Raw genomic sequence first — 24,308 nt, 5'->3', positions numbered from 1 at the left:
AAGTTTCTCTCTAGAAATGGACTGTGACATACTCGTTCCGTCATCAATTTAAAATCATATACTATATACATTTATTATATAAACTTATGTAAGTTTATGCTATATGCCAAAATTGTAGCGAATCCGTTTCCATTTGTCAATGTTTCCATAGTGGCTTTATATGAACAATAACAGTTCGAATCACCGCTAAAATAGGAACCGCTATTAAAAGACCTACGATGCCACCTATTTCTCCTCCAATCAACAGAGCTAGCATAATAATAACAGGGTGCATACGTAACGATTTCCCAACAATATATGGAGAGAGGATGTTACTTTCAACAAATTGCAAAATAGCAAGTGCAATGCCTGCTTTAATGAACAGATTTGTGGATATCGTAGCTGCGATCATCAATGCCGGAATCGCTCCTAAAACCGGCCCAAAATATGGGATGATATCAGTCACTCCAACAATAATGCCAAGCAGTAAAGGATACTTCATACCGATAAACCAAAAAGCAAGTACGGACACCCCTCCTAAAACTAAACAAACGAATAACTGTCCCCGAATATAACTCCCTAACGACTTATCAATTTCTTTTGCTAGCACTTGCCCTGTGCTACGCCATTTATTTGGAACCATCTTCCAAAAGATATGATAAAACTCTCCGTAATCTTTCAGTATGTAAAATACAATAAACGGGATTAAGAAAATAATGAGCAACGAATCAAGTACACCACGCGCTGTACTCATCACTTTGTCTAAAAGTGTTTGTATCTTCATTTCAATGCCGGCAAATATTTGTTTTACTTTCTCATGAATAAACGATGGAAAATTGTCAGTCTGCTGTGTCACACCGTCCATCCACGAATCATACATTTTCATAAACTGCGGAAATTGCTTATTAATTTCTTGCAACTGGCTAATAACAACCGGTGTCCCTTTATAAATCCCATATCCGATACCACCGAAAAATAGAATATAAATAAGCAAAATAGCAAGTGTACGCGGCATCCCTTCTTTATGTAATTTTTCAATTAAGGGATGCAGTAAATACGCAATGAAACAAGCAATAAAAAACGGTGTAATCGCTACTTTAAAAACAAATATAATCGGTGCCCATAATGGTTTGATTTTTAAAAAAACGAGTAAACACAGAAACACCAATAGCAATAATCCTAATCGATAGATCCAAATAATTTTAAGATTCTTCACACGAAAAACCTCCTCCCTCCTTATTTTGAAAAGAAATAGAGAAGGTTATGTGCAAAACTTTCAAAAAAATAACCGGACTAAAATAAATTCATACAGACCATACTGTTTTAAAAAAACTTACATATATTTAACATCATATGGACAAGCATTTTGGTGAGGAGGGAGAAAATGGTTTGGTTCATGTTAATTCTGTCAGCTCTTTTTATGATACTAGAATGGATTTGCATTGGCTTTGGTATTTGGAAAGGTTTTTTCACACGTTCAGCGCGGAAGGAACGCGCGAAACAGTTATGGTATTACGGCATTCTCGGCGTTGGTTGTTATGGACTTTCTTATCTTTTTTCTGAAATTGGGCTCTTTTATTTATATACGGGCACATAAAAAAACTCCCTAGAAAAGGGAGTTTTTTCACTTTATAGAAAGAATTATAGATAAGACTTAATCATTTTACGCGCTCTTTTCATATTGCGTTTTGAAAACACATCTTGCTTACGCGCATATTGATATGCCGCAGCTCCGATACCTAATGCGATTAATGAATTGCGTACGTTCAAAGTAAATCCCCCTTTTGATTATCCGATGGTTCGTTCATTCTCATCAAATAAATCATCAAGAGAACTAAGCGAGCCATCTTCTTCTACTTGATGTGTATGGATTTTCCCCTTCGAAACCGATAATTCAATATAACAGTTCCAGCAATAAAATTGGTTGACACCTATTTTCCCAATGTCTTTCCCTTTGCAATTTGGACAACTGAACATATGGCTTTCATCTCCTTACAGTCTCCCAAGATTCTATTCGCCATTATGTCCAAACCGCATTCATTTATACCTACTAGAACCCCCTTACACTTTCAACATAACGCTCTCTATATTGAAAGTTTCACTATATAATCTCACCTTGCTACATAAAATCATACGGTGAAATGTTTTCCACATCCATCTCTTGTCCATCAATCGTTACCATTTGCACTTCTCCTTTGGATTCCTGCAAGCGACCAGCTAACGTCGTTTGCCGCATCGAATCATCAAGGCGATTCACACCAGATTGAAAAGCCGCTTCTTCCCCGCAAATAATTAAAAACTTTTTACTCCTCGTAATGCCTGTATAAATTAAATTCCGGCGCAACATACGATAATAACTCTTTACAATTGGCATGATTACAATCGGGAACTCACTCCCTTGTGACTTATGGATTGAACAACAATACGCATGTGTAATTTGATTTAAATCCGGCTTTATATACGTTACTTCAATTCCATCAAATGAAACGATAATCATATCTTGTTTCTCGACATTTTCTTTTGCATAAAAGACAGAAACAATTTCTCCGATATCACCATTAAACACTTGGCTTTCCGGCTGATTCACAAGTTGCAGCACTTTATCGCCCGTTCGGTACACAACATCACCGTAAGCAATTTCTTTACTCTTTTCTTTTTTCGGATTAAATACTTCTTGGAGTGCTTCATTTAACACATTAATCCCTGCTGGTCCGCGATACATAGGCGCTAACACTTGTACATCTCTAGCGCTAAATCCTTTCGTCTTTGCGTTTTCACATACTTGCTTTACAACTTCAACAATTTGAGCACCTGAGCAACCAATAAACGAACGATCTTGTTTATTTTGTGCTAAGTCTGGTGGAAGCGTTCCTTTTTTTATCGCATGAGCAAGCTGAATAACAGATGAGCCTTCCGCTTGACGGTAAATTTCTGTTAACTTCACTGTTGGAATCGCATGAGCATCTAATAAATCTTTTAATACTTGTCCAGGTCCTACAGACGGCAATTGATCTTCATCACCTACAATGATAACTTGAATATTTGTTGGTAATGATTTAAACAATTGATTCGCAAGCCAAATATCAACCATTGAAAATTCATCGATAATAAGGAGTTTTCCTTGCACAGGATCTGTTTCATTTCTCTGGAATGATCCTTCTGGCGTCCAACCAAGCAAACGATGAATTGTACAAGCAGAAAGCCCTGTAGACTCGCTCATTCTCTTCGCAGCTCGCCCTGTAGGAGCAGTTAAAAGAATCGGAAATGGATTATCATCACTGTAATCTTTTGGATTCAATGATAAACCATGCAAAGAGGCATACATTTCAACAATCCCTTTAATTACAGTTGTCTTCCCTGTACCGGGTCCACCTGTTAATAACATCATCGGTTTATGAAGTGCAGTTTGAATCGCTTCTTGCTGCAGCGGTGCATATTGTACTTTTAGCTGTTCTTCAATTTTCCCTAGTGTTAATAGTACTTCTGCTTCAGGAAATGAAGGTGTCTCTTCTTGATTCATGAGACGACGAATTGATTTGACAACACCCTTTTCAGAATAAAACAAAGAAGCCAAATAAATACGCTCATCTTCAATAATAACTTTTCCTTCTCCTTGCATCATTTCAATACACTGCACAATATCTTCTTCTGTCACACCGCCCTCTTGCTTATTTAAAAGTGACATCGTTTCTTGAACAAGTTGCTCTCTTCCCATAAATACATGCCCATCCTGCAGTGAAACATTCTCTAGCGTATAGAAACATCCAGCACGTACACGGTCATTATGATTTCCTGATATACCAAGCGCTCTCCCAATATCATCTGCTCTTCCAAATCCAATACCATCCACTTCCTCAATCAGCTGATACGGATTGTTTCGAATTACTTCAAGCGTCATTTCTTTATATTGTTGATAAATTTTAATTGAGAGCTTCGTACCAAAACCGTAACCATTTAAAAAGCTCATAACCTTTTCCAGACCTTGATGTTCAATAATCGTGTCGTATATTTCTTGCGCTTTCTGCTTATTTACAACACCTTCTAACGCTGATGGATCGTCCATAATTTTAGAAATCGCATGCTCCCCAAGGTGATCAACAATCTTTTCTGCGGTCCGTTTTCCAATTCCTTTAAACAAATCACTTGCTAAATATTGCACCATACCTGTTTTTGTTTGAGGTAATTCTTTTTTAAACGTTTCAACTAAATATTGCTTTCCATACTTTGGGTGGTCTTTAAAGTGACCTGTCAATGTAAATACTTCATCTTCATGCATACGGGGAAAGTGACCGTTTATCATCACTTTTTTTTCGTCGTATGTTTCATTTGTTTCAATGATTTTCATACTGACAACGGAATAGAGGTTTTCTTCGTTGTGGAAAATGGTATGAAGAACTTGTGCTTTTATAAATTTTTGCTCTTCCTCAAACAAATCCATTGCATGTTGGTTTCCCATCTTTTCTCTCCTTTCCGGTTTCCCTCACCCTAACGAGCAGTAAAACCCCCACCTCATTCCTTACAATGAGATGAAGGATAACTGCACGTTAAAGTACATCTTTTATTCAGCTTCTTGCTCTAATAAGCGAATGCCGTTCCCTGCTAAGAAGTGATCTGGTTGAATTTCAGTCGCCTTCTTAAATAAAGCAAGTGCCTTCTCATTATTTTCTTCAAATACATACACAACGCCTAAATTATAGTACGCATCTGCATGCTCTTCGTCCATTTGTAATACCTTTTCAAAATAAGGCTTTGCGTATTGAATATGTTCTAGTCGTGCAAAGCATAATCCGCATTGGAATACCGCTTCTACATCCATCTCATCAAGTTCAGCAGCCCTTTGTAAAAATGGCAATGCAAGACGATCATTCCCAAGTTGCACCTGTGTCATTCCAAGCATAAATGTCACATCTGCTGATTGTAAGCCAGCTTGCATCGCTTGCTCAAACATTTCTTTTGCTTCGTTAAACTGCTCTTGACTATAATATAAGCTTCCAAGGCCGTAATAGGCAGTAGCAGATTTTCCATCTAGTTCTAATGCACGTTTATAAAATAAAATCGCACGCTCACTATCGCCTAGTACATCTAATAGATTTGCAAAATTAATGTACCCAAGTGCATCTTTCGGATTTTCTTCAATTGCTTCTGTAAAGTTTTTAGCTGCTTCTTCCCAATTTCCTTCTTGCATATATTGAATGCCTGCTTCAAGCTTATTTGACATGTTCTTCACCTCTACAACAAATTATAACAAAGAATCTATTTTCCGAGCGAACAAAAATTCGCTCTTTAAGAAAGAAACCCCTGACCGCTAATCGGCAGAGGCTTCTCTTGTTTTATCCTAAATAATCTAATTTCTTACCACTACGATATACTTCATCAATTGTAGCTCCGCCTAGACATTCATCTCCATCATAGAAAACAACCGCTTGTCCTGGCGTAATCGCACGAATTGGTTCATCACAAAGAATACGAATTGTATTATCATCAACAATTTGAACTGTTACCTTGTTATCCTCTTGACGATAACGGAACTTTGCAGTGCACTTAAATCCCTTTTCTTTCGCTCTATTGCTTACCCATCCTACATTAGTAGCAATAACTTCATCACCGTATAGAAGCTCATTATGGAATCCTTGATCAACGTATAAGATGTTCTCTTTTAAGTTTTTCCCAACAGCAAACCACGGATCACCATTACCACCAATACCAAGGCCATGACGTTGTCCAATTGTATAGTACATTAAACCGTCATGTTTTCCTTTTACTTCACCAGATAATGTTTGCATCACACCCGGCTGCGCTGGTAAGTAGTTACTTAAGAAATCTTTAAAATTACGCTCACCAATAAAACAAATACCAGTGCTATCTTTTTTCGCCGCTGTTGCTAAACCAGCTTCTTTCGCCATTTCACGAATTTGCGGTTTCTTTAACTCACCAAGCGGGAACATCGTTTTGGATAGTTGCTCTTGGCTTAATTGGTTTAAGAAATATGTTTGATCTTTATTATCATCAACGCCGCGAAGCATTTTATATTCGCCATCAATATAAGCAACACGTGCATAATGACCTGTTGCTACATAATCCGCACCAAGCGCAATCGCATGCTCTAAAAAGGCTTTAAATTTAATTTCTTTGTTACACATTACATCAGGATTTGGCGTACGACCAGCTCGGTACTCATCTAAAAAGTACGTAAACACTTTATCCCAATATTGTTTTTCAAAGTTTACTGCATAATACGGGATACCAATTTGGTTACATACTTCAATTACATCATTGTAATCTTCCGTTGCTGTACAGACACCATTTTCGTCTGTATCATCCCAGTTTTTCATAAAAATCCCGATTACATCATAACCTTGCTCTTTTAATAAAAGAGCTGCTACAGATGAATCAACGCCACCGGACATCCCGATGACAACTCGCGTTTCGTGAGGTAGTTTGTTCATCATGTCACCTCCCATGCTAGTTTTGCGAGAATCGCTTCACGATTTTCACTGTTTCGTACGCTGCTTTTTCCACTTGCTCTTTCGTATTACCAAGTCCAAAGCTAAAACGTACGGATGAACGTATTTGATCGGAATCTTTTCCAAACATCGCTACTAACACATGTGATGGGTCAATAGAACCTGCTGTACATGCAGAACCACTCGATACGGCAATGCCTGCTAAGTCTAAATTTACAAGAAACGGCTCAATATTCATTCCTGTAAAACTTACGTTAAACACATGTGGTAAGCGATATTCTAAGTTTCCGTTTACCTCGAAAGTAATGTCTTCTTTTTGAAAGACAGATACCATTATATCCTTAAACTCTTCATATTGGGCAATTTTTTGCTCACGTGTTTCTTCAGCAAGCAAAATGGCATGCTGAAGTCCAACGATGCTAGGTACATTTTCAGTGCCTGCACGACGTTTTCGCTCTTGTTCCCCGCCCGTTACTAACGGCTCAAACTTAACTTGCGCACTAGCATATAAAAAGCCCACACCTTTTGGACCATTAATTTTATGCCCTGAGATTGATAATAAATCAATACCAGCACCTTTCACATCAATCGCTGTTAAACCATAGGCTTGTACAGCATCTGTATGAAAATATGCTTGATGCTCTTTTAACAGTTCCCCAATTTCTACAATCGGTTGAACTGTACCAACTTCATTATTCCCAAACATAACCGATACGAGAATCGTTTCATCTGTTAACGCCTCTTTCACATCAGAAACTCGAACGCGGCCCGTTTCATCAACAGGTAAATATGTGACTTCGAAGCCTTCTCGTTCCAACACTTCACATGTATGCAAAATAGCATGATGTTCAATTTGCGTCGTAATAATGTGATTTCCTTTATTACGGTTTGCACGTGCCACACCTAAAAGGGCTAAATTATCAGCTTCCGTACCACCGCTCGTAAAAATAATTTCATTTGGATTTGCATTGATGCTGCGTGCACAAACGCGTCTTGCTTCATCTACTGCATGGCGCGTTTGGCGTCCATAAAAATGAATACTAGACGGATTACCAAATATTTCTGTCATATATGGAATCATCTTTTCGACTACTTCTGGGTGAGTCGGAGATGTCGCAGCGTGATCTAAGTAAATGCGTTCCATCAGATCTCCTTCTTTCCAAATCGTTTCACAAGGAATTAAATGTAAAACATATAACCCCCATGATTTTCTTCCTCATAGCGTACTAAATCTTCTAAAGTTGTACTATCTAATACTTCTTGTACCGCATCACGAACACGCATCCATAACTGGCGCTGCGCTGGTTCTTCCTCTTCTATCATTTCGACAACGCTAATCGGACCTTCTAACACGCGAATTACATCCCCCGCTGTAATATTAGCTGGCTGGTCAGATAACACGTAACCACCATATGCACCACGCGTACTTTTTACAAGACGAGCGTTACGAAGTGGAGAGATCAATTGCTCTAAGTAATGTTCAGATAGGTCATGCGCCTGCGCGATTGATTTTAAAGAAATTGGGCCTTCACCAAATTTTTTCGCAAGGTCAATCATAATTGTTAAGCCGTAACGGCCTTTCGTTGAAATTTTCATCTATTTCGCACCTCTTTTCAAAATTTCACTTCTATTAGTTGAATCTTTATTCTTAAGAAAAGCACAATGTAAAAATCAAAATCCTATGAAATTATAGCATAATATAGTATTATAAGAAATTTCAACTTATGTATCAAAATGATAACATAAAATCACATTGAAAAACTCGGGAATTATTACAATTAAGAGAAAATTTAAAAAATTAAACTAAATCCTGTACAATTATTAACATCCTGTTGCAATTTTTTATCCAAAAGATGTTACCATAAAATAATATTATATGTTAAGGGAGACGGTTACAATGAAACAACCACTCGCACACCGAATGCGCCCAACAAATATTAAAGAAATTATTGGGCAAGAGCATTTAGTTGGTGAAGGGAAAATTTTATGGCGAATGGTTCAAGCAAACCATTTCCAATCGATGATTTTGTATGGCCCACCCGGAACTGGAAAAACATCGATTGCTAGCGCAATCGCCGGTAGTACAGGAACTCCATTTCGCCTATTAAACGCTGTTACTCATAATAAAAAAGATATGGAAGTTGTCGTGCAAGAAGCAAAGATGCACCGCCACCTTGTGTTAATTTTAGATGAAGTCCACCGCTTAGATAAAGCAAAGCAAGACTTTCTCTTACCACATTTAGAAAGTGGACTTCTGACCTTAATTGGCGCAACAACAAGCAATCCTTTCCATGCAATTAACTCTGCCATTCGTAGCAGGTGCCAAATCTTTGAACTACATGCACTAACAGAAGATCGTATTTTAATTGGTTTAAAACGTGCCCTTATAGATAAAGAAAAAGGCTTAGGTGAATATAATGTAACTGTTACAGATGAAGCCCTTCACCACTTCGCAAATGCTTCCGGCGGAGATATGCGCTCTGCTTATAACGCTCTTGAACTTGCAGTTTTATCTAGCTTTACAACAGATGATCAAGAAGTAGAAATCACATTAGACATTGCAGAAGAATGTTTGCAGAAAAAAAGTTTCGTTCACGATAAAGGTGGGGATGCTCATTATGACGTCCTATCTGCCTTCCAGAAATCTGTACGGGGTAGTGACGTAAATGCTGCACTTCATTATTTAGCGCGTCTTATTGAAGCTGGCGACTTACAAAGTATCGGGAGACGCCTGCTCATCATGGCATATGAAGATATTGGACTAGCTAGTCCGCAAGCCGGACCACGTACACTCGCCGCGATTGAATCAGCAGAACGCGTCGGGTTTCCAGAAGCTCGCATCCCACTTGCAAATGCAGTAATTGAGCTTTGTCTCTCTCCAAAATCAAACTCAGCCTACAAGGCGCTTGACGCTGCACTTCATGACTTACGGAACGGACAAACAGGTGATGTCCCAAGTCACTTGAAAGATAGTCACTATAAAGGCGCTGAATCACTAGGTAGAGGTATCGGATACTTATATCCACATGATTATCCAAATGGATGGATTGAGCAACAATACTTACCTGATAAAATAAAAAATAAACGATATTATAAACCGAAAACAACTGGCAAGTTTGAACAAGCACTTTCTACTGTTTATGAAAGATTACAAAGTTCGCATAAAAGCAAACCAAAAGGGTAATCTAAGCGAAAACGACATGATAATGGAGGTTTCGCTTATGAAAACGCGCCAAGATGCATGGACAGGAGAAGACGATCTCCTTTTAGCAGAAACCGTCTTACGACATATTCGCAGTGGCAGCACACAACTAAAAGCATTCGATGAAGTCGGAGATAAATTAAACCGCACTTCTGCCGCTTGTGGATTTCGCTGGAATGCTGAAGTTAGACAAAATTATGAGGATGCTGTCCAACTTGCTAAGAAACAAAGAAAAGAGTTAAAACGCTCTGAAGCACATGTGGAAAAAGAGCAACTATTAAAGCCCAAACCAAAACAAAAGATCATAATCGATGCTGAATTTTCCGAGGAACTTGTTTCTAATAAACACTCTCTTACAATGCCAGATGTAATCTCATTCTTGCAAAACTTAGAACACCATAATCCTGGATTAGAAAAGATGCAAATTGAAAATGAAGACTTGCATACAAAGCTTGCCTCCTTACAAAAAACAAACGATGAACTAGAGGTCAAACTAGCAGCTTTAACGAAAAAACAACAAGCAATCGAAGAAGATTATGCAATGCTTGTTCGAATTATGGATCGTGCGCGAAAACTTGTGCTAGTAGATGAACAAGAGGATCAAATTGCTCCTATTTTTAAAACCGATCAAAACGGAAATTTAGATATTATATATTCAGCTGAAAATTGAAATACTTCCCACCTTATATTACATGGTGGGAAGTATTTTTATGCATTCAAAACAAAATAAGGAAAAAAATAACTTTTATGTTATTATAAACCTAACGAAACATGTTATTGAAAGGAGAGGTTACCTATTTCATTAACAATTTTCAAAATTACACTTGGGGTTCTCGTTTTAATTTTAGGTTTCTTTACTATTAAAGGCTTAAAAAGATCTACTTCGTATCAATCGGACCAGTATGATCATTATTTATTCCTTTTAATTGCTTTAGAATCTGTCGTACTACCGATGTGGGTATTTCTCACCTAAACTCTTTATCCCAAATGAAAAAGCGTATATTCCTTAAAGAATATACGCTTTTTCATTTTTATTCTTGTCCTACACGCTTTACTTCTACATTTTTGATACGTTCACGCACAACGTGACTTGCCATAATTAAACCAGCCACTGATGGTACGAATGCGTTTGAAGAAGGTGGTAATTTCGCTTTACGAATTTTCGCATTTTCGTCTGGAACGATTTCTTTACGAACCTCTTCACGGATTACGATTGGGTTTTCATCAGAGAATACCACTTTTACACCTTTTTTAATTCCTTCTTTACGAAGTTTCGTGCGAATTACTTTCGCAATTGGATCTGTATGTGTTTTTGAAATATCCGCAATACGGAAACGCGTTGGATCCATTTTGTTTGCTGCGCCCATACTTGAGATAATTTTAATTTTACGACGTAAACATTGTTTAATTAAATGAATTTTGAACGTAATTGTATCCGATGCATCAACTACGAAATCTAAACCATGCTTAAAGAACTCTTCGTATGTTTCATCTGTATAGAACATTTCTAATCCAATTACTTCACAGTCTGGATTAATATCAGCAATACGCTCTTTCATTAATTCTACCTTTGAACGACCTACAGTAGAAAGTAATGCGTGAATTTGACGGTTAACGTTTGTAATATCAACAACGTCCTTATCAACTAATACAAGGCGTCCTACACCAGAACGTGCTAATGCTTCCGCTGCGAATGAGCCTACGCCGCCAATTCCTAAAATGCCAACTGTACTATTTTTTAATATTTCAAGACCTTCTTTTCCGAAGGCTAATTCATTACGTGAAAATTGATGTAACATTCAGTTCTACACTCCTATTACAAAAATGGTCTACCATGATGTATTCTAGCGTTTTTCCGACTATTTGTATAGAAAAAGTTATAGAATTCCTAAAAATGCATATTCCCAAAACATAATAAAGGAATCCGAATCGTTCTATGACTAGATGAAGTAAACTTAAAAATTTGTTTTAAAATCAAAACCCTTACGTTATACTGAAATAATATCTAAAAATATTAAGGAGATAACATGATGGATAGGAAAGAACAAAACGAAATTATTGCAAGTATTCCACAAAAAGGTTTTTTTGGACATCCTAAAGGTTTATTTACTTTATTCTTTACGGAGTTTTGGGAAAGATTTTCTTATTATGGAATGAGGGCCATATTACTTTACTATATGTATTATTCTATTGCACAAGGCGGATTAGGGATTGATCAAGCTACTGCCACCTCAATTATGGCAATTTATGGATCCCTATTATATATGTCCAGCATTATTGGTGGTTGGGTCTCTGATCGCCTACTGGGTTCAAGTAGAACTGTTTTTTGGGGCGGCATTTTAATTATGGTCGGTCACCTTATTCTATCGCTACCAGGTAGTATTACTACTTTATTTATATCGATGATCTTTTTAATATTTGGAACAGGATTATTAAAACCAAATATCTCTAGTATTGTTGGAAATTTATATAGTAAATCAGACGCACGTCGAGACTCCGGATTTAGCATTTTCTATATGGGCATTAATCTAGGCGCTCTTGTAGCCCCTCTTGTCGTTGGTACAATAGGTCAACAATATAATTTCCATCTTGGTTTTGGAATTGCCGCAGTTGGTATGATGATAGGCTTATTACTATTTGTGTTTACGAAAAAGAAGACTCTTGGTTTAGCTGGTACACAAATACCAAACCCTTTAACAAGTGCGGAACGAAAGAAAACACTTAAACAATTTAGCATAAGCATACTTATTATCGTCTTCTTATGTGCTGTTACAATACCCACTGGGTTATTAACGATTAATCGTTTTACTTTTTTAATAAGTATCTTAGGAATTATTATTCCTACTTGCTATTTCATTTATATGTATCGTAGTCCAAAAACTACAAAGGTTGAACGTTCTCGCCTTCTTGCTTATATACCGTTATTTATTGCAGCTACAATGTTTTGGGCTATACAAGAGCAAGGTGCCATTATTTTAGCTACCTACGCTGATCAACGGACCCAGTTACAATTTGCTGGATTCAAAATACAATCTGCATGGTTTCAATCATTAAGTCCTATATTTATAGTACTACTGGCACCATTATTTGCATGGGTTTGGATAAAACTTAACACACGCCAACCTTCTACTACAAAAAAGTTTGCTATCGGATTACTTTTTGCTGGATTATCATTCTTGATTATGATTATTCCTGCTTATATTAACGGTACAGATTCCCTAGTAAGTCCGATCTGGTTAGTTCTTAGCTTTTTATTAGTAGTAATTGGAGAAGTTTGTTTATCACCTGCAGGATTATCAATAACAACAAAATTAGCTCCAGCTGCGTTTTCAGCACAAACAATAAGTTTGTGGTTTTTATCTACTGCATCCGCACAAGCTATAAATGCACAGGTTGTAAAACTATACAATCCTGCAACAGAAATTATTTACTTTGGAGTTATTGGCGCTATATCTATCGTATTAAGCATAACATTATTTATGTTATCACCAAAAATTCAAAGCTTCATGAAAGGGCTCCACTAATATCCATTTGATTAAAACGAAAAGCTGGTATTGCACCAGCTTTTTTATTTTTACCTTTGTAAACTTACTATATACCATGAAAATTAAAACTCTCCCCTAAAAAAAGAATCCTAGATGGGTTCGTATAACCATCTAGGATCCGTTCTTACTTCTCTTTTTTTACGTTTAATTGTAAGTACAGCTCTTCAAGCTGCGCTTCAGCAACTGGGCTTGGCGCATCTGTTAATAAGCAGCTTGCACTCGCTGTTTTCGGGAATGCAATTGTATCGCGAAGGTTCGTACGACCTGCAAGTAACATTACAAGACGATCTAAACCTAATGCAATTCCGCCATGTGGTGGTGTACCATATTCGAATGCTTCTAATAAGAATCCAAATTGTTCTTGTGCTTCTTCTTGAGAGAAACCAAGTGCTTTAAACATTTTTTCTTGTACATCACGCTCGTAAATACGAAGTGAACCACCGCCAAGCTCATAACCATTTAATACAAGGTCATACGCTTGTGCACGCGCTTTTTCTGGTGCTGTTTCTAGTAATTCAACATCTTCACGGAATGGCATTGTAAATGGATGATGCGCTGCGAAGTAACGATCAGCATCTTCATCGTACTCAAGAAGTGGCCAGTCCGTTACCCATAAGAAATTAAATTTGCTTTCATCAATTAACTCAAGCTCTTTCCCTAATCGTAAACGAAGTGCACCTAAGCTATCTGCAACAACGCTTTTCTTATCAGCAACGAATAGTAATAAGTCACCAGGAGCCGCTTCTAATGTGCTCATTAGTACGTTTGCATCTTCTTCACCGAAGAATTTCGCAATCGGTCCTTTTAAGCCATCTTCTTCAACTTTTAACCAAGCTAAACCTTTTGCTCCGTATACTTTTACGAATTCAGTTAATGCATCAATATCTTTACGAGAATATTTGCCTGCCGCACCTTTTGCATTAATTGCTTTTACTTGTCCGCCACTTTCTACAGCACTTGTGAACACTTTAAATCCGCAACCTGCTGCGAATTCAGATAGGTCAGTAAGCTCCATCGCAAAGCGCGTATCTGGCTTATCAGAACCATAGCGAGCCATCGCATCAGCATACTTCATACGAGGGAATGGTGCATGAACCTCTACACCTTTTGCATCTTTCATAACTTTCGTCATCATGCGTTCCATCATCTCTAGAATTTCATCTTGTGTTAAGAATGATGCCTCGATGTCAATTTGTGTAAATTCCGGTTGACGATCCGCACGTAAATCTTCATCACGGAAACAACGCGCTACTTGGTAATAACGCTCAAATCCGCCAACCATAAGAAGCTGTTTAAATAGCTGCGGGGATTGAGGTAATGCATAGAATTCACCTTCATGCACACGGCTTGGCACTAAATAGTCACGCGCGCCTTCTGGTGTACTCTTTGTTAAAATCGGTGTTTCAACTTCTAAGAACTCTTCTGAATCTAAGAAGTTACGAATTGTTTTTGTTACATCGTGACGCATTTTAAATGTGTTATACATAACCGGACGACGTAAATCTAAATAACGATATTTTAAACGAACATCTTCTGATGCATCTGTATCATCTGCGATAATAATCGGCGTCGTTTTTGCTGCATTTAGTACATTAACTTTCGCCCCGTGTACTTCAATGCGTCCTGTTGCCATATTGTCATTAATTGCACCAGGACCGCGCTCAACAACTGTCCCTTCTACGTGTAATACGTATTCGCTACGAATTGTTTCCGCTACTTCTAGTGCTTCTTTAGATGTTTCTGGGTTAAATACAACTTGCACGATACCTGTGCGGTCACGTAAGTCGATGAAAATTAATCCACCTAAGTCACGGCGCTTTTGTACCCAACCTTTTAATTGAACCGTTTGCCCAACTGCTTCTACTGTTACTTTTCCACATGCATGTGTTCTTTCAGCCACTATAAGTTCCCCCTATATTAATTTCTCTGCTACATATGAAGCAAATACATCTAACGCTACCTCTTCTTGCTCACCTGTTGCCATACTCTTTAAGTTAATGATACCTTTATCAAGCTCATCTTCCCCTAATACAGCTACAAACTTCGCATTTAGACGATCTGCTGATTTAAATTGTGCTTTCATTTTGCGATCTAAATAATCTTTTTCAACTGATAATCCCGCTTTACGAAGATCGAATGCAACTTTCGCAGCGTGATCTTTCGCTTTTTCTCCAAGCGCTACAACGTAACAATCAATGCTATGTTCAATTGGTAATTCAATATTTTCAGCTTTCAGTGCCATAATTAAACGTTCGATACTCATTGCAAAACCGATACCTGGCATTTCCGGTCCACCGATTTCTTGTACAAGTCCGTTGTATCGACCGCCACCACTTAATGTCGTAATGGCACCAAATCCTTCTGCTTCACTCATAATTTCAAACACAGTGTGCTGATAGTAATCTAAACCACGTACTAGATTTGGATCTTTTTCAAATGGAACATCCATCATTGTTAATAACTCTTGTACTTTTTCATAATACGCTGTTGATTCTTCGTTTAAGTATTCTGTAATAGATGGTGCCGCGTTCATTAATTCATGACCACGATCCTTCTTACAGTCTAAAATACGAAGTGGGTTTTTCTCTAAACGAGATTGGCAATCAGAACAGAACTCACCGATGCGCGGTTCAAAGTGAGCAATTAACGCTTCACGGTGCGCTTGACGGCTCGCTGCATCTCCTAAGCTATTTAGTACAACTTTAATATTTTTTAAGCCCATACCACGGTAAAATTCCACAGCAAGTGCGATTACTTCCGCATCAATTGCAGGATCATTACTACCGATTGCTTCAATACCGAATTGTACGAATTGACGATAGCGACCCGCTTGTGGTCTTTCATAACGGAACATTTGACCGATGTAATATAATTTCGTCGGCTGCGTTGCATCACCATACATTTTGTTTTCAACGTAAGAACGTACAACAGGTGCTGTTCCTTCTGGACGAAGTGTTAAGCTACGCTCTCCACGATCTTGGAATGAGTACATTTCTTTTTGCACGATATCTGTTGTATCACCAACACCGCGTAAAAATAATTCTGTATGCTCAAAAATTGGTGTACGAATTTCTTTATAGTTGTAACGACGGCAAATTTCGCGTGCTTGCCCTTCAATATACTGCCATAGCTCTACACTACCTGGAAGAATATCTTGCGTTCCGCGTGGGATTTGAATAGACATATTCAGTTCCTCCTCAAATTGTTTTAATCTTATTAAAAATAAAAAAACTCCCGCCTCTACTGATTACACAGTAGGGACGAGAGTATGATACCCGTGGTGCCACCCTAATTGAAGCACGTATGCTTCCACTTTTTTAATAACGCTTAAATTTGCGTTCAATCTCTACTAAGCCTATAAACCGTTCAAGTTGAAACCTACAGAGTGTCATTCGATCAGTCATCATGTAGAAATGTTTTCAGCCTAGGACATTTCTTCTCTTTTCACGTGTATCTCATCTACTCTTCTCTATCATCGGTTCTCTTCATATGTAAATATAAAATTACTATACGTTTCTTCCTAACAGTTGTCAAGTCTCTTAGGAGCGTTCAATCTGTCTCTTCAACCGCTTAACATCTTGAAGGGAAATACCAAATTCAGAAGCGAGCTCCATAGAAGTATTGTTCTGTTCTTTATCGATAAATTCATGAAAATTCACGTTAAATAATTGGTTTGCACCATTTGTTACAGAATGCCCTTTTTCATTCATGCGCATACGTGTATCCCTCACAATCAATATGGATGTTTTTACTTCTATTGTTCCATATTGATAAGTTAGTTATACACCAATACAGCGGAGAATCTACAGTGCAGACTTTTTTATATTTTGACGATCATTTTTATTCATATCATTACACTTATTTTCCACAAAAATCCCTGTTATAAAAAAGAGAGAAACAAACAACGTTATATGTTTATAAAAAAACTAGTGAGATAGGGAGCTGATGTAAAATGGTAAATAGAATTTTATCAGCGATTCGACAAAGAATATCGGCCAAACGGCAAAAAACGACAAAAAGTAAAGGTCTACTTATCTTTCAAACAAGCTAAAAAAGAGAGGATTTCTCCTCTCTTCACCCTTACTTACTCTCCAAAATTAAGGTCACCGGACCATCATTAATTAAAGAAACATCCATCATCGCTCCGAATTGCCCCGTTTCTACGTGCAATCCTTGCTTGCGAAGTTCTTCATTAAAGAAATGGTACAAATGCTCTGCATAGTCTGGCTTAGCAGCATCCATAAAGTTTGGACGTCTTCCCTTACGGCAATCTCCGTACAATGTAAATTGCGAAATGGATAGAACTTGCCCCTCTTTATCAAGTACCGAATGGTTCATCTTCCCGTTCTCATCTTCAAAAATACGTAAATTTGCAACTTTTTCAGCAATGTAAGTTGCATCTTTTTCTGTATCTTCATGGGTGATGCCAACTAACAATGTTAACCCAAACGGAATTTGTCCTACAATTTCACCATCTACTGTAACAGACGCTTCCTTTGATCGTTGCAAGACAACTCTCATACTTTATACACTCCCTATTAATGCATCATACGGCGTACTGCATAAATTTCTGGAACTCGTTTAATGCGCTCTACTACCTTTTTCAAATGATGTAAGTTACGAATCGAAATTGACATATTAATTGTGGCCATTTTATTACGGTCACTTCTACCTGAAACAGCCGAAATATATGTTTTCGTTTCTGTAACAGCTTGTAGAACTTCATTTAATAAGCCACGGCGGTCATATCCAGAAATTTCAATATCAACATTGTATTCAATTTCTTTCTCTGGACTTCCTTCCCACTCTACTTCTAATAAACGTTCCTTCGCCTCATCTGTATGCACATTCACACAATCGCGACGGTGAATAGAAACACCTCGGCCTTTCGTAATATATCCAATGATATCGTCACCTGGGACTGGGTTACAGCATTTCGATAAGCGAATTAATAAATTATCAGCACCGCTTACTTTTACACCCGAATCCCATTTACGAATTTTCATCGGTTTACGAACTTCTTTTACTTCTACAATATCTTGCTCTTCTTCACGTTGTTTACGGAACTTGTCCGTTAGACGTGTTACAATTTGCGCAGCGGTAATACCGTTATATCCAACTGCCGCAAACATATCTTCTTCATTCGCAAAGTTGTATTTCTCAGCCACTCGTTTTAAATTGTCCGGTGCTAATATTTCCTTCATTTCATACTCTAAATTGCGCACTTCTTTTTCAACAAGCTCGCGACCTTTTTCGATATTCTCGTCTCTGCGCTGCTTTTTGAAAAATTGGCGAATTTTATTTTTCGCATGAGATGTTTGTGCAAGTTTCACCCAATCTTGACTTGGTCCATACGAATGTTTCGAGGTTAAAATTTCAATGATATCACCTGTTTTTAACTTATAATCAAGTGTTACCATTTTCCCATTCACTTTTGCACCAATTGTTTTATTTCCGATTTCGGAATGAACCCGGTAAGCAAAATCGATTGGAACAGAGCCTAGCGGCAATTCCATAACATCGCCTTTTGGTGTAAAGACAAACACCATATCAGAAAACAGATCGATCTTTAATGACTCCATAAACTCTTCTGCATTAGAAGTTTCATTTTGCCATTCTAATATTTGACGGAACCATGTTAATTTCTTCTCAAGGGTACCTGTCGCTTCGGCAGCTTTCCCCTCTTTATACGCCCAGTGCGCGGCAATCCCGTACTCTGCAATTTCATGCATTTCTTTCGTACGAATTTGCACTTCAAGTGGGTCACCTTTTGGGCCAATCACAGTTGTATGAAGAGATTGGTATAAATTTGCTTTTGGCATAGCAATATAATCTTTAAAACGACCTGGCATCGGTTTCCAACATGTATGGATAATACCGAGTACGGCATAGCAATCTTTAATACTATTTACAACAACACGCACAGCTAGCAAATCATAAATTTCATTGAATTGTTTATTTTGAAGTGCCATTTTACGATAAATGCTGTAAATATGTTTTGGACGTCCTGAAATCTCCGGTTGAATCGCTACTTCTTTCAGTTTGTCACGAATACCCGTCATAACTTCATCTAAATATTCTTCCCGCTCTGCACGTTTTCGCTTCATTAAGTTTACAATGCGATAGTATTGCTGCGGATTCAAATAGCGAAGCGACGTATCCTCTAGCTCCCATTTAATTGTATTAATTCCGAGTCTATGAGCTAAAGGTGCAAAAATTTCTAACGTTTCATTTGCAATACGACGCTGCTTTTCTTGAGGCAAATGCTTCAGCGTACGCATGTTATGAAGACGGTCAGATAATTTAATTAAAATAACACGAATATCTTGAGCCATTGCAATAAACATTTTGCGATGGTTCTCGGCTTGCTGCTGCTCATGGGATTTATATTTAATTTTCCCAAGCTTTGTAACACCATCAACAAGCATTGCAATTTCTTTATTAAATTCCCGTTCAATATCCTCTAATGTAACCTCGGTATCTTCTACTACATCATGCAAAAAACCTGCCGAAACTGTAGATGGATCCATGTGTAAATCAACTAAAATACCTGCAACTTGAATCGGATGAATAATATATGGCTCACCCGATTTTCTATACTGTTCGCTATGTGCATCACGTGCATATTCATAAGCACGCGCCACCAGCTCAATATCATCGTCCGCTAAATATTGACTTGCTTTCTCGAGTACCTGTTCAGCTGTTAGTACTTGCTCATTTGCCATCGAATCACCTTTTATTGAAAATTGACTTTTTCCTTACTCATTAGAATAAATTTTATTCTATCATTATAACCTAATGATTGTGAATTGTGAAAAGGAAAAGATTTTACTGATATTTCACCATACTTTTTTGTACAATGATACAAAAGTACCCGCTCCTCTCCAAGAGATTCACGGGTACTTTTTCTATCGCCGTAGTTTCACCTATATAAATAATTAGTATTTTTCTAACACTAATACATCATAACCGTCTAACATTTTGCGACCATCTAAGTAAGTAAGTTCTACTAAGAATGCAATCCCTGCTACAATTCCGCCAAGCTCTTCAACTAGCTTAATTGTCGCCTCAATTGTTCCACCTGTAGCTAATAAATCATCTGTAATTAATACGCGTTGTCCTGGTTTAATTGCATCTTTATGGATTGTTAAAACATCTTTCCCATACTCTTTACCATAGTCAACTGTAATGACTTCACGAGGTAATTTTCCTAATTTACGAACTGGCGCAAACCCTACTTCTAGTGCGTAAGAAACTGGACAACCGATAATAAAGCCACGTGCTTCTGGTCCTACTACAAGATCAATGTCTCTTTTTTTCGCATAAGCAACGATTTCATCTGTTGCTGCTTTGTATGCTTTCCCATCGTTCATTAAAGGTGTGATGTCTTTAAACACGATACCTTCTTTTGGATAATCCGGTACAATTGCGATATGTTGCTTGAAATCCATATTTCTGAATCCTCCTCAGATATAAAAGGTCTGTAAATACAAGGCCTTTACCCTAACTGTTCTACTTCTTTATGATTACGAATCGCTTCAAACCATGTATATAGTTGTTGATATGTGCTATAAACCAACTCTTTTTCTAATTGAAGGTGGTTCATTTTCTCACGATATGTGTTCGATTCAATTAAATCACGCTTTTTCATTTCTTCTGCCATAAAAATGACACCGTCTTTTATTGTAACAAATTCTAACTCAAAAAACACCTGTGTCATGAAATTTACTGTATCTTTTGACCAACCTTTATGACGACATAGTTGTTCCCCATGTTGTCTTAAAGAAAATGGTGCTTTTTGATGTAAAAAGGAATAGTACCATTTAAAATGTTCTCTTGTTGGAACCGTACTAAATAAATGGTTACTCTCTTGATAAAACAGCGTATAAATTCGCGCTGGGAAGCCTGCTTTAAATAAGTCACGTAATTCATCTGTTGCCTTTGGTAAATCTAACAAAACAATATAGCGATCATCTAGCTCATTCACTTCTGAAGCATGCATAAGTTGTTCTTTATATTCTTCTAAAGAAAATTTATTTAATACCTCTTCAGAAAAATACACCATTGTGATCTTTTCTCGTGAAAGTTCTGCTAAATTTGATTCCACATTACGCATACTACGCCAATCAAATAATTGCCATGCGTCTACCGCAATATCTTGAATCATAAGTTGCGGTTTTTTGAAATTATTCCACTCATTAATAGATGCCTCACCGACAACAGAAACGTGAGCAACTGGTGAAATTTCTTTCGCATAGGCTCCAAATCCGAATCCAATCGTATCTAACGTTGCCTGTCCACTGCGAAGTCCCATTTTTAAATGCGAACCATCAGATCCAATCGCACGAATACTTTCTAACTCTGCATCTCTAATTGCGATACGCGGCTTCGGATTACCAACGCCAAATGGCGCGAGTTTCTGCATTTCCTCAATCGCTGAGAGCGTCACATCCTCCACTTTACAAATCGCATCAACTGTTGTAATCGGTGTAAAATCTTCAGGGGTTAAGATCGCATCTGCTTGTTCATTTAAACGACGGCGCAGTTCCTCCACGTCATTCATATGAAGCGTCATTCCCGCCGCCATCGGATGCCCTCCAAAGTGCGGTAACAACTCCCTACAATCTGATAAGTTCGCAAACAAATCAAATCCCGCAATACTACGCGCAGATCCTTTTGCCGTTTGCTTCTCAGGATCAATACACAATACAATTGTTGGGCGATAGAAAAGCTCTACTAGTTTAGAAGCAACAATCCCTATCACACCTGGATTCCATCCTTCTTTTGCAAGGACTAATACTTTATTATCCTCTGGAGGATAGTTGTTTTCTACCTCTGCGATCGCTTCTTCTGTAATTTGCTTTACAATATCTTTTCGAAGCTTATTCATTTCATCGATTTCTTCAGCAAGCTCTTTTGCTTCTTCTGGATCCTCTGATAAAAGCAGATGAACAGCCGGTGCCGCATCTTCTAAACGACCAATTGCATTAATACGCGGTGCAATTGAGAAGCCAATGCTTTCTTCCGTAATCTCGCTTTGTGAAACATTCGCTACTTTAAATAATGCTTTTAAACCAATATTTTTCGTCATTCGCATTTGTTTTAAACCGCGCTGCACAAGCAATCTATTTTCACCATGAAGCGATACTAAATCGGCCACCGTACCAATCACTGCAATTTCTAATAAATGCTCTGGTACACGTCCAAGTAATGCATGCGCTACTTTAAATGCAACACCAACGCCCGCTAAATAATGAAACGGATACACACCGCCTTCTAGCTTCGGATGAATAATCGCAAGTGCTTCTGGAAGCTCTGGCGGTGGCTCATGGTGATCTGTAATAATGAGATCTATACCAAGGTCTTTTGCAACCTTAGCTTCATGAACTGCTGCAATACCTGTATCAACCGTAATGATAAGAGAAAATCCCGCACTATGTGCCCAGCGGAACGCCTCTTCATTTGGCCCATATCCTTCCGTAAAACGGTTTGGAATATAGAACTCAACATCCGCACCTAGTTCTTGAAGAGCAAGATATAACACTGTCGTACTGCTTACACCATCGGCATCGTAATCACCAAAAATTAAAATTTGTTCTCCATTTTGAATAGCTTGTTTTACACGCTCTACTGTACGATCCATTCCTTCAAGTAAAAATGGATCGTGAAATTCTTGTCTTTCTGTATTTAAAAAGTCCACAATCTTATCTTCTGTATCTAAACCTCTACCGAGGAATAACGAAGTAACAAGAGGTGATAATTGCAATTTACTTGCCAACCCACTTACCTGCTCTTCATTAAATGACTTTTCTTTCCAACGCGTCTTCGGTTGTAACACGAAATCACCCCTTAACCTGTCCATTATACAAGACAGATTAAGGGGTGACAATATGATACAAGTTCTATTAACTAAGATTGAATATCTCTATAAACAAATGTGCATTTACTCGGTTCATCTCAATCAGGAGAGTACGGATTAATATGAACAAACACATTCTGTACGTTATCTTGTTTCATCAGTACCTCTTTTACATGCTTCCCAATGCTATGCCCCTCTTCCACTGTGATATAGGGATCAACAGACACTTTAATATCAACAATAACGTAATGACCATGTTCTCTCGCATATAGGGAGCCGATTTTTTTCACACCATCTACTCCAAGAACTGCTTCTCTCAATGGAATAACATCTTCCTCATGGAGTACATGATCAAGCGTTGTATGGATTGCTTCTTCTCCAATACTCCACGCCATCTTTACAACAAGCAAAGAAACAAACAATCCCGCAACAGGATCAGCGTATACAAGCCAATCTAAACCTAATTTATCTCCAATAATCGCTGCACAAATCCCGATTAAAGCTGCAATTGAAGAAAACACATCTGAACGGTGCTCATATGCATTTGCAATAATTGCATCACTGTTTACCCGTTTTCCTAATCGATATTTATACCGAAACATACCCTCTTTTACTACGATAGAAAGAATCACCGCAAAAATTGTAATGCCCTTAGGTGGTTCAAGTTCCTGCGTAAAAGCTTTTATAGACGAGATCGCAATTTCAATTCCAACAATAAATAATAATACTGCCACAATAATCGCTGAAATCGATTCCGCTTTCCCATGTCCATACGGATGATCTTCATCTGGCGGTTGCTTCGCTGCGCGTAATCCAAAAAATACAGCTAATGAACCAACTACATCTGATGCTGAATGAACTGCGTCGGCTAAAAGTGCCTTACTATTCCCAATATAACCAATTACCGCCTTTACAATCGCTAAGACAATATTTCCAACGATTCCAACAATAGCACCAAACTCCGCCTGTTTAAAACGTTCATCTTTTTCCATAAATAAAATCCCTTCTTTTCTCAAACTCCCTTGTTATTCCGCATTCACTATGCAACTAACACCCCCCACTTTAAACTTTAGCAAAAAGCGCTAAAGGAAGTGTCACTTTACCCCGGTCTAAAGGACAGTAATCTGTTTGCTTATTCGAGAAGTTTCACTGTCCCTAAGACCCCGATTGGTTCCACTAACCTTTAGCAAACACCGCTAAAGGAAGTGTCACTTTAGTGTATCCGCAAACGAAAAAAGAGATGCCTCTAAAGAGGCATC

21 protein-coding genes and 2 other annotated features (1 of these 23 running past the window's edge) are annotated in these 24,308 nt (G+C 37.9%); of the genes, 4 read left to right on the top strand and 17 right to left on the bottom strand.

Annotated elements, in window-relative coordinates; translation table 11 throughout:
• Positions 1-53: a binding site (T-box leader), on the bottom strand; it reaches 165 nt to the left of the window's first position.
• A gap of 83 nt (positions 54-136) precedes the next feature.
• Positions 137-1,195, bottom strand: coding sequence for an AI-2E family transporter (locus CN373_RS16655; protein ID WP_000793119.1), 1,059 nt, complete (start codon positions 1,193-1,195; stop codon positions 137-139).
• 168 nt (positions 1,196-1,363) lie between these two features.
• Here CN373_RS16655 and CN373_RS16650 point away from each other — a divergent pair, with 168 nt between their 5' ends.
• On the top strand, positions 1,364-1,576 hold the full coding sequence (locus CN373_RS16650) for a hypothetical protein (protein WP_000262080.1): 213 nt from the start codon (positions 1,364-1,366) through the stop codon (positions 1,574-1,576).
• Between the two features lie 44 nt (positions 1,577-1,620).
• Here CN373_RS16650 and CN373_RS16645 read toward each other — a convergent pair whose 3' ends face one another.
• The 7 genes from CN373_RS16645 to cymR all read right to left on the bottom strand — a co-directional run bounded on the left by CN373_RS16645 (position 1,621) and on the right by cymR (position 8,039).
• A complete protein-coding gene (locus CN373_RS16645; RefSeq protein WP_001102898.1) occupies positions 1,621-1,749 on the bottom strand; it encodes a YrzQ family protein in 129 nt (42 codons plus the stop codon).
• Between the two features lie 18 nt (positions 1,750-1,767).
• Entirely contained in the window at positions 1,768-1,956 is a 189-nt protein-coding gene (locus CN373_RS16640) for a hypothetical protein (protein WP_000490499.1), read from the bottom strand.
• A gap of 142 nt (positions 1,957-2,098) precedes the next feature.
• Positions 2,099-4,435, bottom strand: coding sequence for an SF1B family DNA helicase RecD2 (gene recD2 / locus CN373_RS16635; protein ID WP_098359748.1), 2,337 nt, complete (start codon positions 4,433-4,435; stop codon positions 2,099-2,101).
• A 102-nt stretch (positions 4,436-4,537) separates the two neighbouring features.
• Complete coding sequence (locus tag CN373_RS16630; protein ID WP_000066371.1) at positions 4,538-5,197, bottom strand: tetratricopeptide repeat protein; 660 nt, start codon at positions 5,195-5,197, stop codon at positions 4,538-4,540.
• A 112-nt stretch (positions 5,198-5,309) separates the two neighbouring features.
• Entirely contained in the window at positions 5,310-6,425 is a 1,116-nt protein-coding gene (gene mnmA / locus CN373_RS16625; RefSeq protein WP_001037999.1) for a tRNA 2-thiouridine(34) synthase MnmA, read from the bottom strand.
• Positions 6,426-6,441: 16 nt separating this feature from the next.
• Complete coding sequence (locus CN373_RS16620; RefSeq protein ID WP_000439885.1) at positions 6,442-7,587, bottom strand: cysteine desulfurase family protein; 1,146 nt, start codon at positions 7,585-7,587, stop codon at positions 6,442-6,444.
• A gap of 35 nt (positions 7,588-7,622) precedes the next feature.
• On the bottom strand, positions 7,623-8,039 hold the full coding sequence (cymR, locus tag CN373_RS16615) for a cysteine metabolism transcriptional regulator CymR (RefSeq protein WP_000704116.1): 417 nt from the start codon (positions 8,037-8,039) through the stop codon (positions 7,623-7,625).
• A gap of 301 nt (positions 8,040-8,340) precedes the next feature.
• Between cymR and CN373_RS16610 the strand changes: the two genes are divergently transcribed.
• Together CN373_RS16610 and CN373_RS16605 are read left to right on the top strand one after the other, a co-directional pair.
• The gene (locus CN373_RS16610) at positions 8,341-9,627 is read left to right on the top strand and encodes a replication-associated recombination protein A (RefSeq protein ID WP_000812904.1); all 1,287 of its coding nucleotides are present in this window, start codon (positions 8,341-8,343) and stop codon (positions 9,625-9,627) included.
• A 37-nt stretch (positions 9,628-9,664) separates the two neighbouring features.
• Positions 9,665-10,315 (top strand): RsfA family transcriptional regulator, encoded by a 651-nt coding sequence (locus tag CN373_RS16605; protein ID WP_000857692.1) that lies wholly within the window; start codon positions 9,665-9,667, stop codon positions 10,313-10,315.
• A 361-nt stretch (positions 10,316-10,676) separates the two neighbouring features.
• On the opposite strand, the gene CN373_RS16595 is transcribed toward CN373_RS16605, so the two are convergent.
• Entirely contained in the window at positions 10,677-11,444 is a 768-nt protein-coding gene (locus CN373_RS16595) for a tRNA threonylcarbamoyladenosine dehydratase (RefSeq protein ID WP_000903174.1), read from the bottom strand.
• Between the two features lie 231 nt (positions 11,445-11,675).
• On the opposite strand from CN373_RS16595, the gene CN373_RS16590 reads away from it, so the two are divergent.
• On the top strand, positions 11,676-13,169 hold the full coding sequence (locus tag CN373_RS16590) for a peptide MFS transporter (protein ID WP_000375178.1): 1,494 nt from the start codon (positions 11,676-11,678) through the stop codon (positions 13,167-13,169).
• 145 nt (positions 13,170-13,314) lie between these two features.
• Here the strand turns inward: CN373_RS16590 and aspS are convergent, their stop codons facing one another.
• From aspS to CN373_RS16550, 8 genes are all read right to left on the bottom strand, one after another.
• Complete coding sequence (gene aspS / locus CN373_RS16585; protein ID WP_000840922.1) at positions 13,315-15,090, bottom strand: aspartate--tRNA ligase; 1,776 nt, start codon at positions 15,088-15,090, stop codon at positions 13,315-13,317.
• Between the two features lie 12 nt (positions 15,091-15,102).
• On the bottom strand, positions 15,103-16,374 hold the full coding sequence (gene hisS, locus CN373_RS16580) for a histidine--tRNA ligase (RefSeq protein ID WP_098359747.1): 1,272 nt from the start codon (positions 16,372-16,374) through the stop codon (positions 15,103-15,105).
• Between the two features lie 69 nt (positions 16,375-16,443).
• Positions 16,444-16,675 (bottom strand) — a binding site (T-box leader).
• Positions 16,676-16,729: 54 nt separating this feature from the next.
• Positions 16,730-16,906, bottom strand: a complete 177-nt coding sequence (locus tag CN373_RS25600; protein WP_001242606.1) for a hypothetical protein — start codon at positions 16,904-16,906, stop codon at positions 16,730-16,732.
• 364 nt (positions 16,907-17,270) lie between these two features.
• The gene (locus CN373_RS16570) at positions 17,271-17,711 is read right to left on the bottom strand and encodes a D-tyrosyl-tRNA(Tyr) deacylase (RefSeq protein ID WP_098359746.1); all 441 of its coding nucleotides are present in this window, start codon (positions 17,709-17,711) and stop codon (positions 17,271-17,273) included.
• Positions 17,712-17,728: 17 nt separating this feature from the next.
• Positions 17,729-19,915: a GTP diphosphokinase gene (gene relA / locus CN373_RS16565; RefSeq protein ID WP_098359745.1), complete on the bottom strand. Its 2,187-nt coding sequence runs from the start codon at positions 19,913-19,915 to the stop codon at positions 17,729-17,731.
• Between the two features lie 213 nt (positions 19,916-20,128).
• Positions 20,129-20,641: an adenine phosphoribosyltransferase gene (locus CN373_RS16560; protein ID WP_000346223.1), complete on the bottom strand. Its 513-nt coding sequence runs from the start codon at positions 20,639-20,641 to the stop codon at positions 20,129-20,131.
• Positions 20,642-20,688: 47 nt separating this feature from the next.
• Complete coding sequence (recJ, locus tag CN373_RS16555) at positions 20,689-23,028, bottom strand: single-stranded-DNA-specific exonuclease RecJ (protein ID WP_098359744.1); 2,340 nt, start codon at positions 23,026-23,028, stop codon at positions 20,689-20,691.
• A 119-nt stretch (positions 23,029-23,147) separates the two neighbouring features.
• The gene (locus tag CN373_RS16550; RefSeq protein WP_000409747.1) at positions 23,148-24,041 is read right to left on the bottom strand and encodes a cation diffusion facilitator family transporter; all 894 of its coding nucleotides are present in this window, start codon (positions 24,039-24,041) and stop codon (positions 23,148-23,150) included.
• Between the last annotated feature and the right edge of the window lie 267 nt (positions 24,042-24,308).

The organism is Bacillus cereus, from assembly GCF_002561295.1.
Classification (GTDB): Bacteria; Bacillota; Bacilli; order Bacillales; family Bacillaceae_G; genus Bacillus_A; species Bacillus_A cereus_S.
This window is presented reverse-complemented; position numbering and strand designations above follow the sequence as displayed.

What these genes read in the sequence shown, in the direction of transcription:
- relA (WP_098359745.1), bottom strand. Translation starts at nt 19,915, where the DNA reads ATGGCAAATGAGCAAGTACTAACAGCTGAACAGGTACTCGAGAAAGCA.
- CN373_RS16590 (WP_000375178.1), top strand. Translation starts at nt 11,676, where the DNA reads ATGGATAGGAAAGAACAAAACGAAATTATTGCAAGTATTCCACAAAAA.
- CN373_RS16620 (WP_000439885.1), bottom strand. Translation starts at nt 7,587, where the DNA reads ATGGAACGCATTTACTTAGATCACGCTGCGACATCTCCGACTCACCCA.
- CN373_RS16640 (WP_000490499.1), bottom strand. Translation starts at nt 1,956, where the DNA reads ATGTTCAGTTGTCCAAATTGCAAAGGGAAAGACATTGGGAAAATAGGT.
- CN373_RS16610 (WP_000812904.1), top strand. Translation starts at nt 8,341, where the DNA reads ATGAAACAACCACTCGCACACCGAATGCGCCCAACAAATATTAAAGAA.
- recD2 (WP_098359748.1), bottom strand. Translation starts at nt 4,435, where the DNA reads ATGGGAAACCAACATGCAATGGATTTGTTTGAGGAAGAGCAAAAATTT.
- CN373_RS16560 (WP_000346223.1), bottom strand. Translation starts at nt 20,641, where the DNA reads ATGGATTTCAAGCAACATATCGCAATTGTACCGGATTATCCAAAAGAA.
- CN373_RS16550 (WP_000409747.1), bottom strand. Translation starts at nt 24,041, where the DNA reads ATGGAAAAAGATGAACGTTTTAAACAGGCGGAGTTTGGTGCTATTGTT.
- CN373_RS16595 (WP_000903174.1), bottom strand. Translation starts at nt 11,444, where the DNA reads ATGTTACATCAATTTTCACGTAATGAATTAGCCTTCGGAAAAGAAGGT.
- CN373_RS16605 (WP_000857692.1), top strand. Translation starts at nt 9,665, where the DNA reads ATGAAAACGCGCCAAGATGCATGGACAGGAGAAGACGATCTCCTTTTA.
- mnmA (WP_001037999.1), bottom strand. Translation starts at nt 6,425, where the DNA reads ATGAACAAACTACCTCACGAAACGCGAGTTGTCATCGGGATGTCCGGT.
- hisS (WP_098359747.1), bottom strand. Translation starts at nt 16,374, where the DNA reads ATGTCTATTCAAATCCCACGCGGAACGCAAGATATTCTTCCAGGTAGT.
- cymR (WP_000704116.1), bottom strand. Translation starts at nt 8,039, where the DNA reads ATGAAAATTTCAACGAAAGGCCGTTACGGCTTAACAATTATGATTGAC.
- CN373_RS25600 (WP_001242606.1), bottom strand. Translation starts at nt 16,906, where the DNA reads ATGCGCATGAATGAAAAAGGGCATTCTGTAACAAATGGTGCAAACCAA.
- CN373_RS16630 (WP_000066371.1), bottom strand. Translation starts at nt 5,197, where the DNA reads ATGTCAAATAAGCTTGAAGCAGGCATTCAATATATGCAAGAAGGAAAT.
- CN373_RS16650 (WP_000262080.1), top strand. Translation starts at nt 1,364, where the DNA reads ATGGTTTGGTTCATGTTAATTCTGTCAGCTCTTTTTATGATACTAGAA.
- CN373_RS16570 (WP_098359746.1), bottom strand. Translation starts at nt 17,711, where the DNA reads ATGAGAGTTGTCTTGCAACGATCAAAGGAAGCGTCTGTTACAGTAGAT.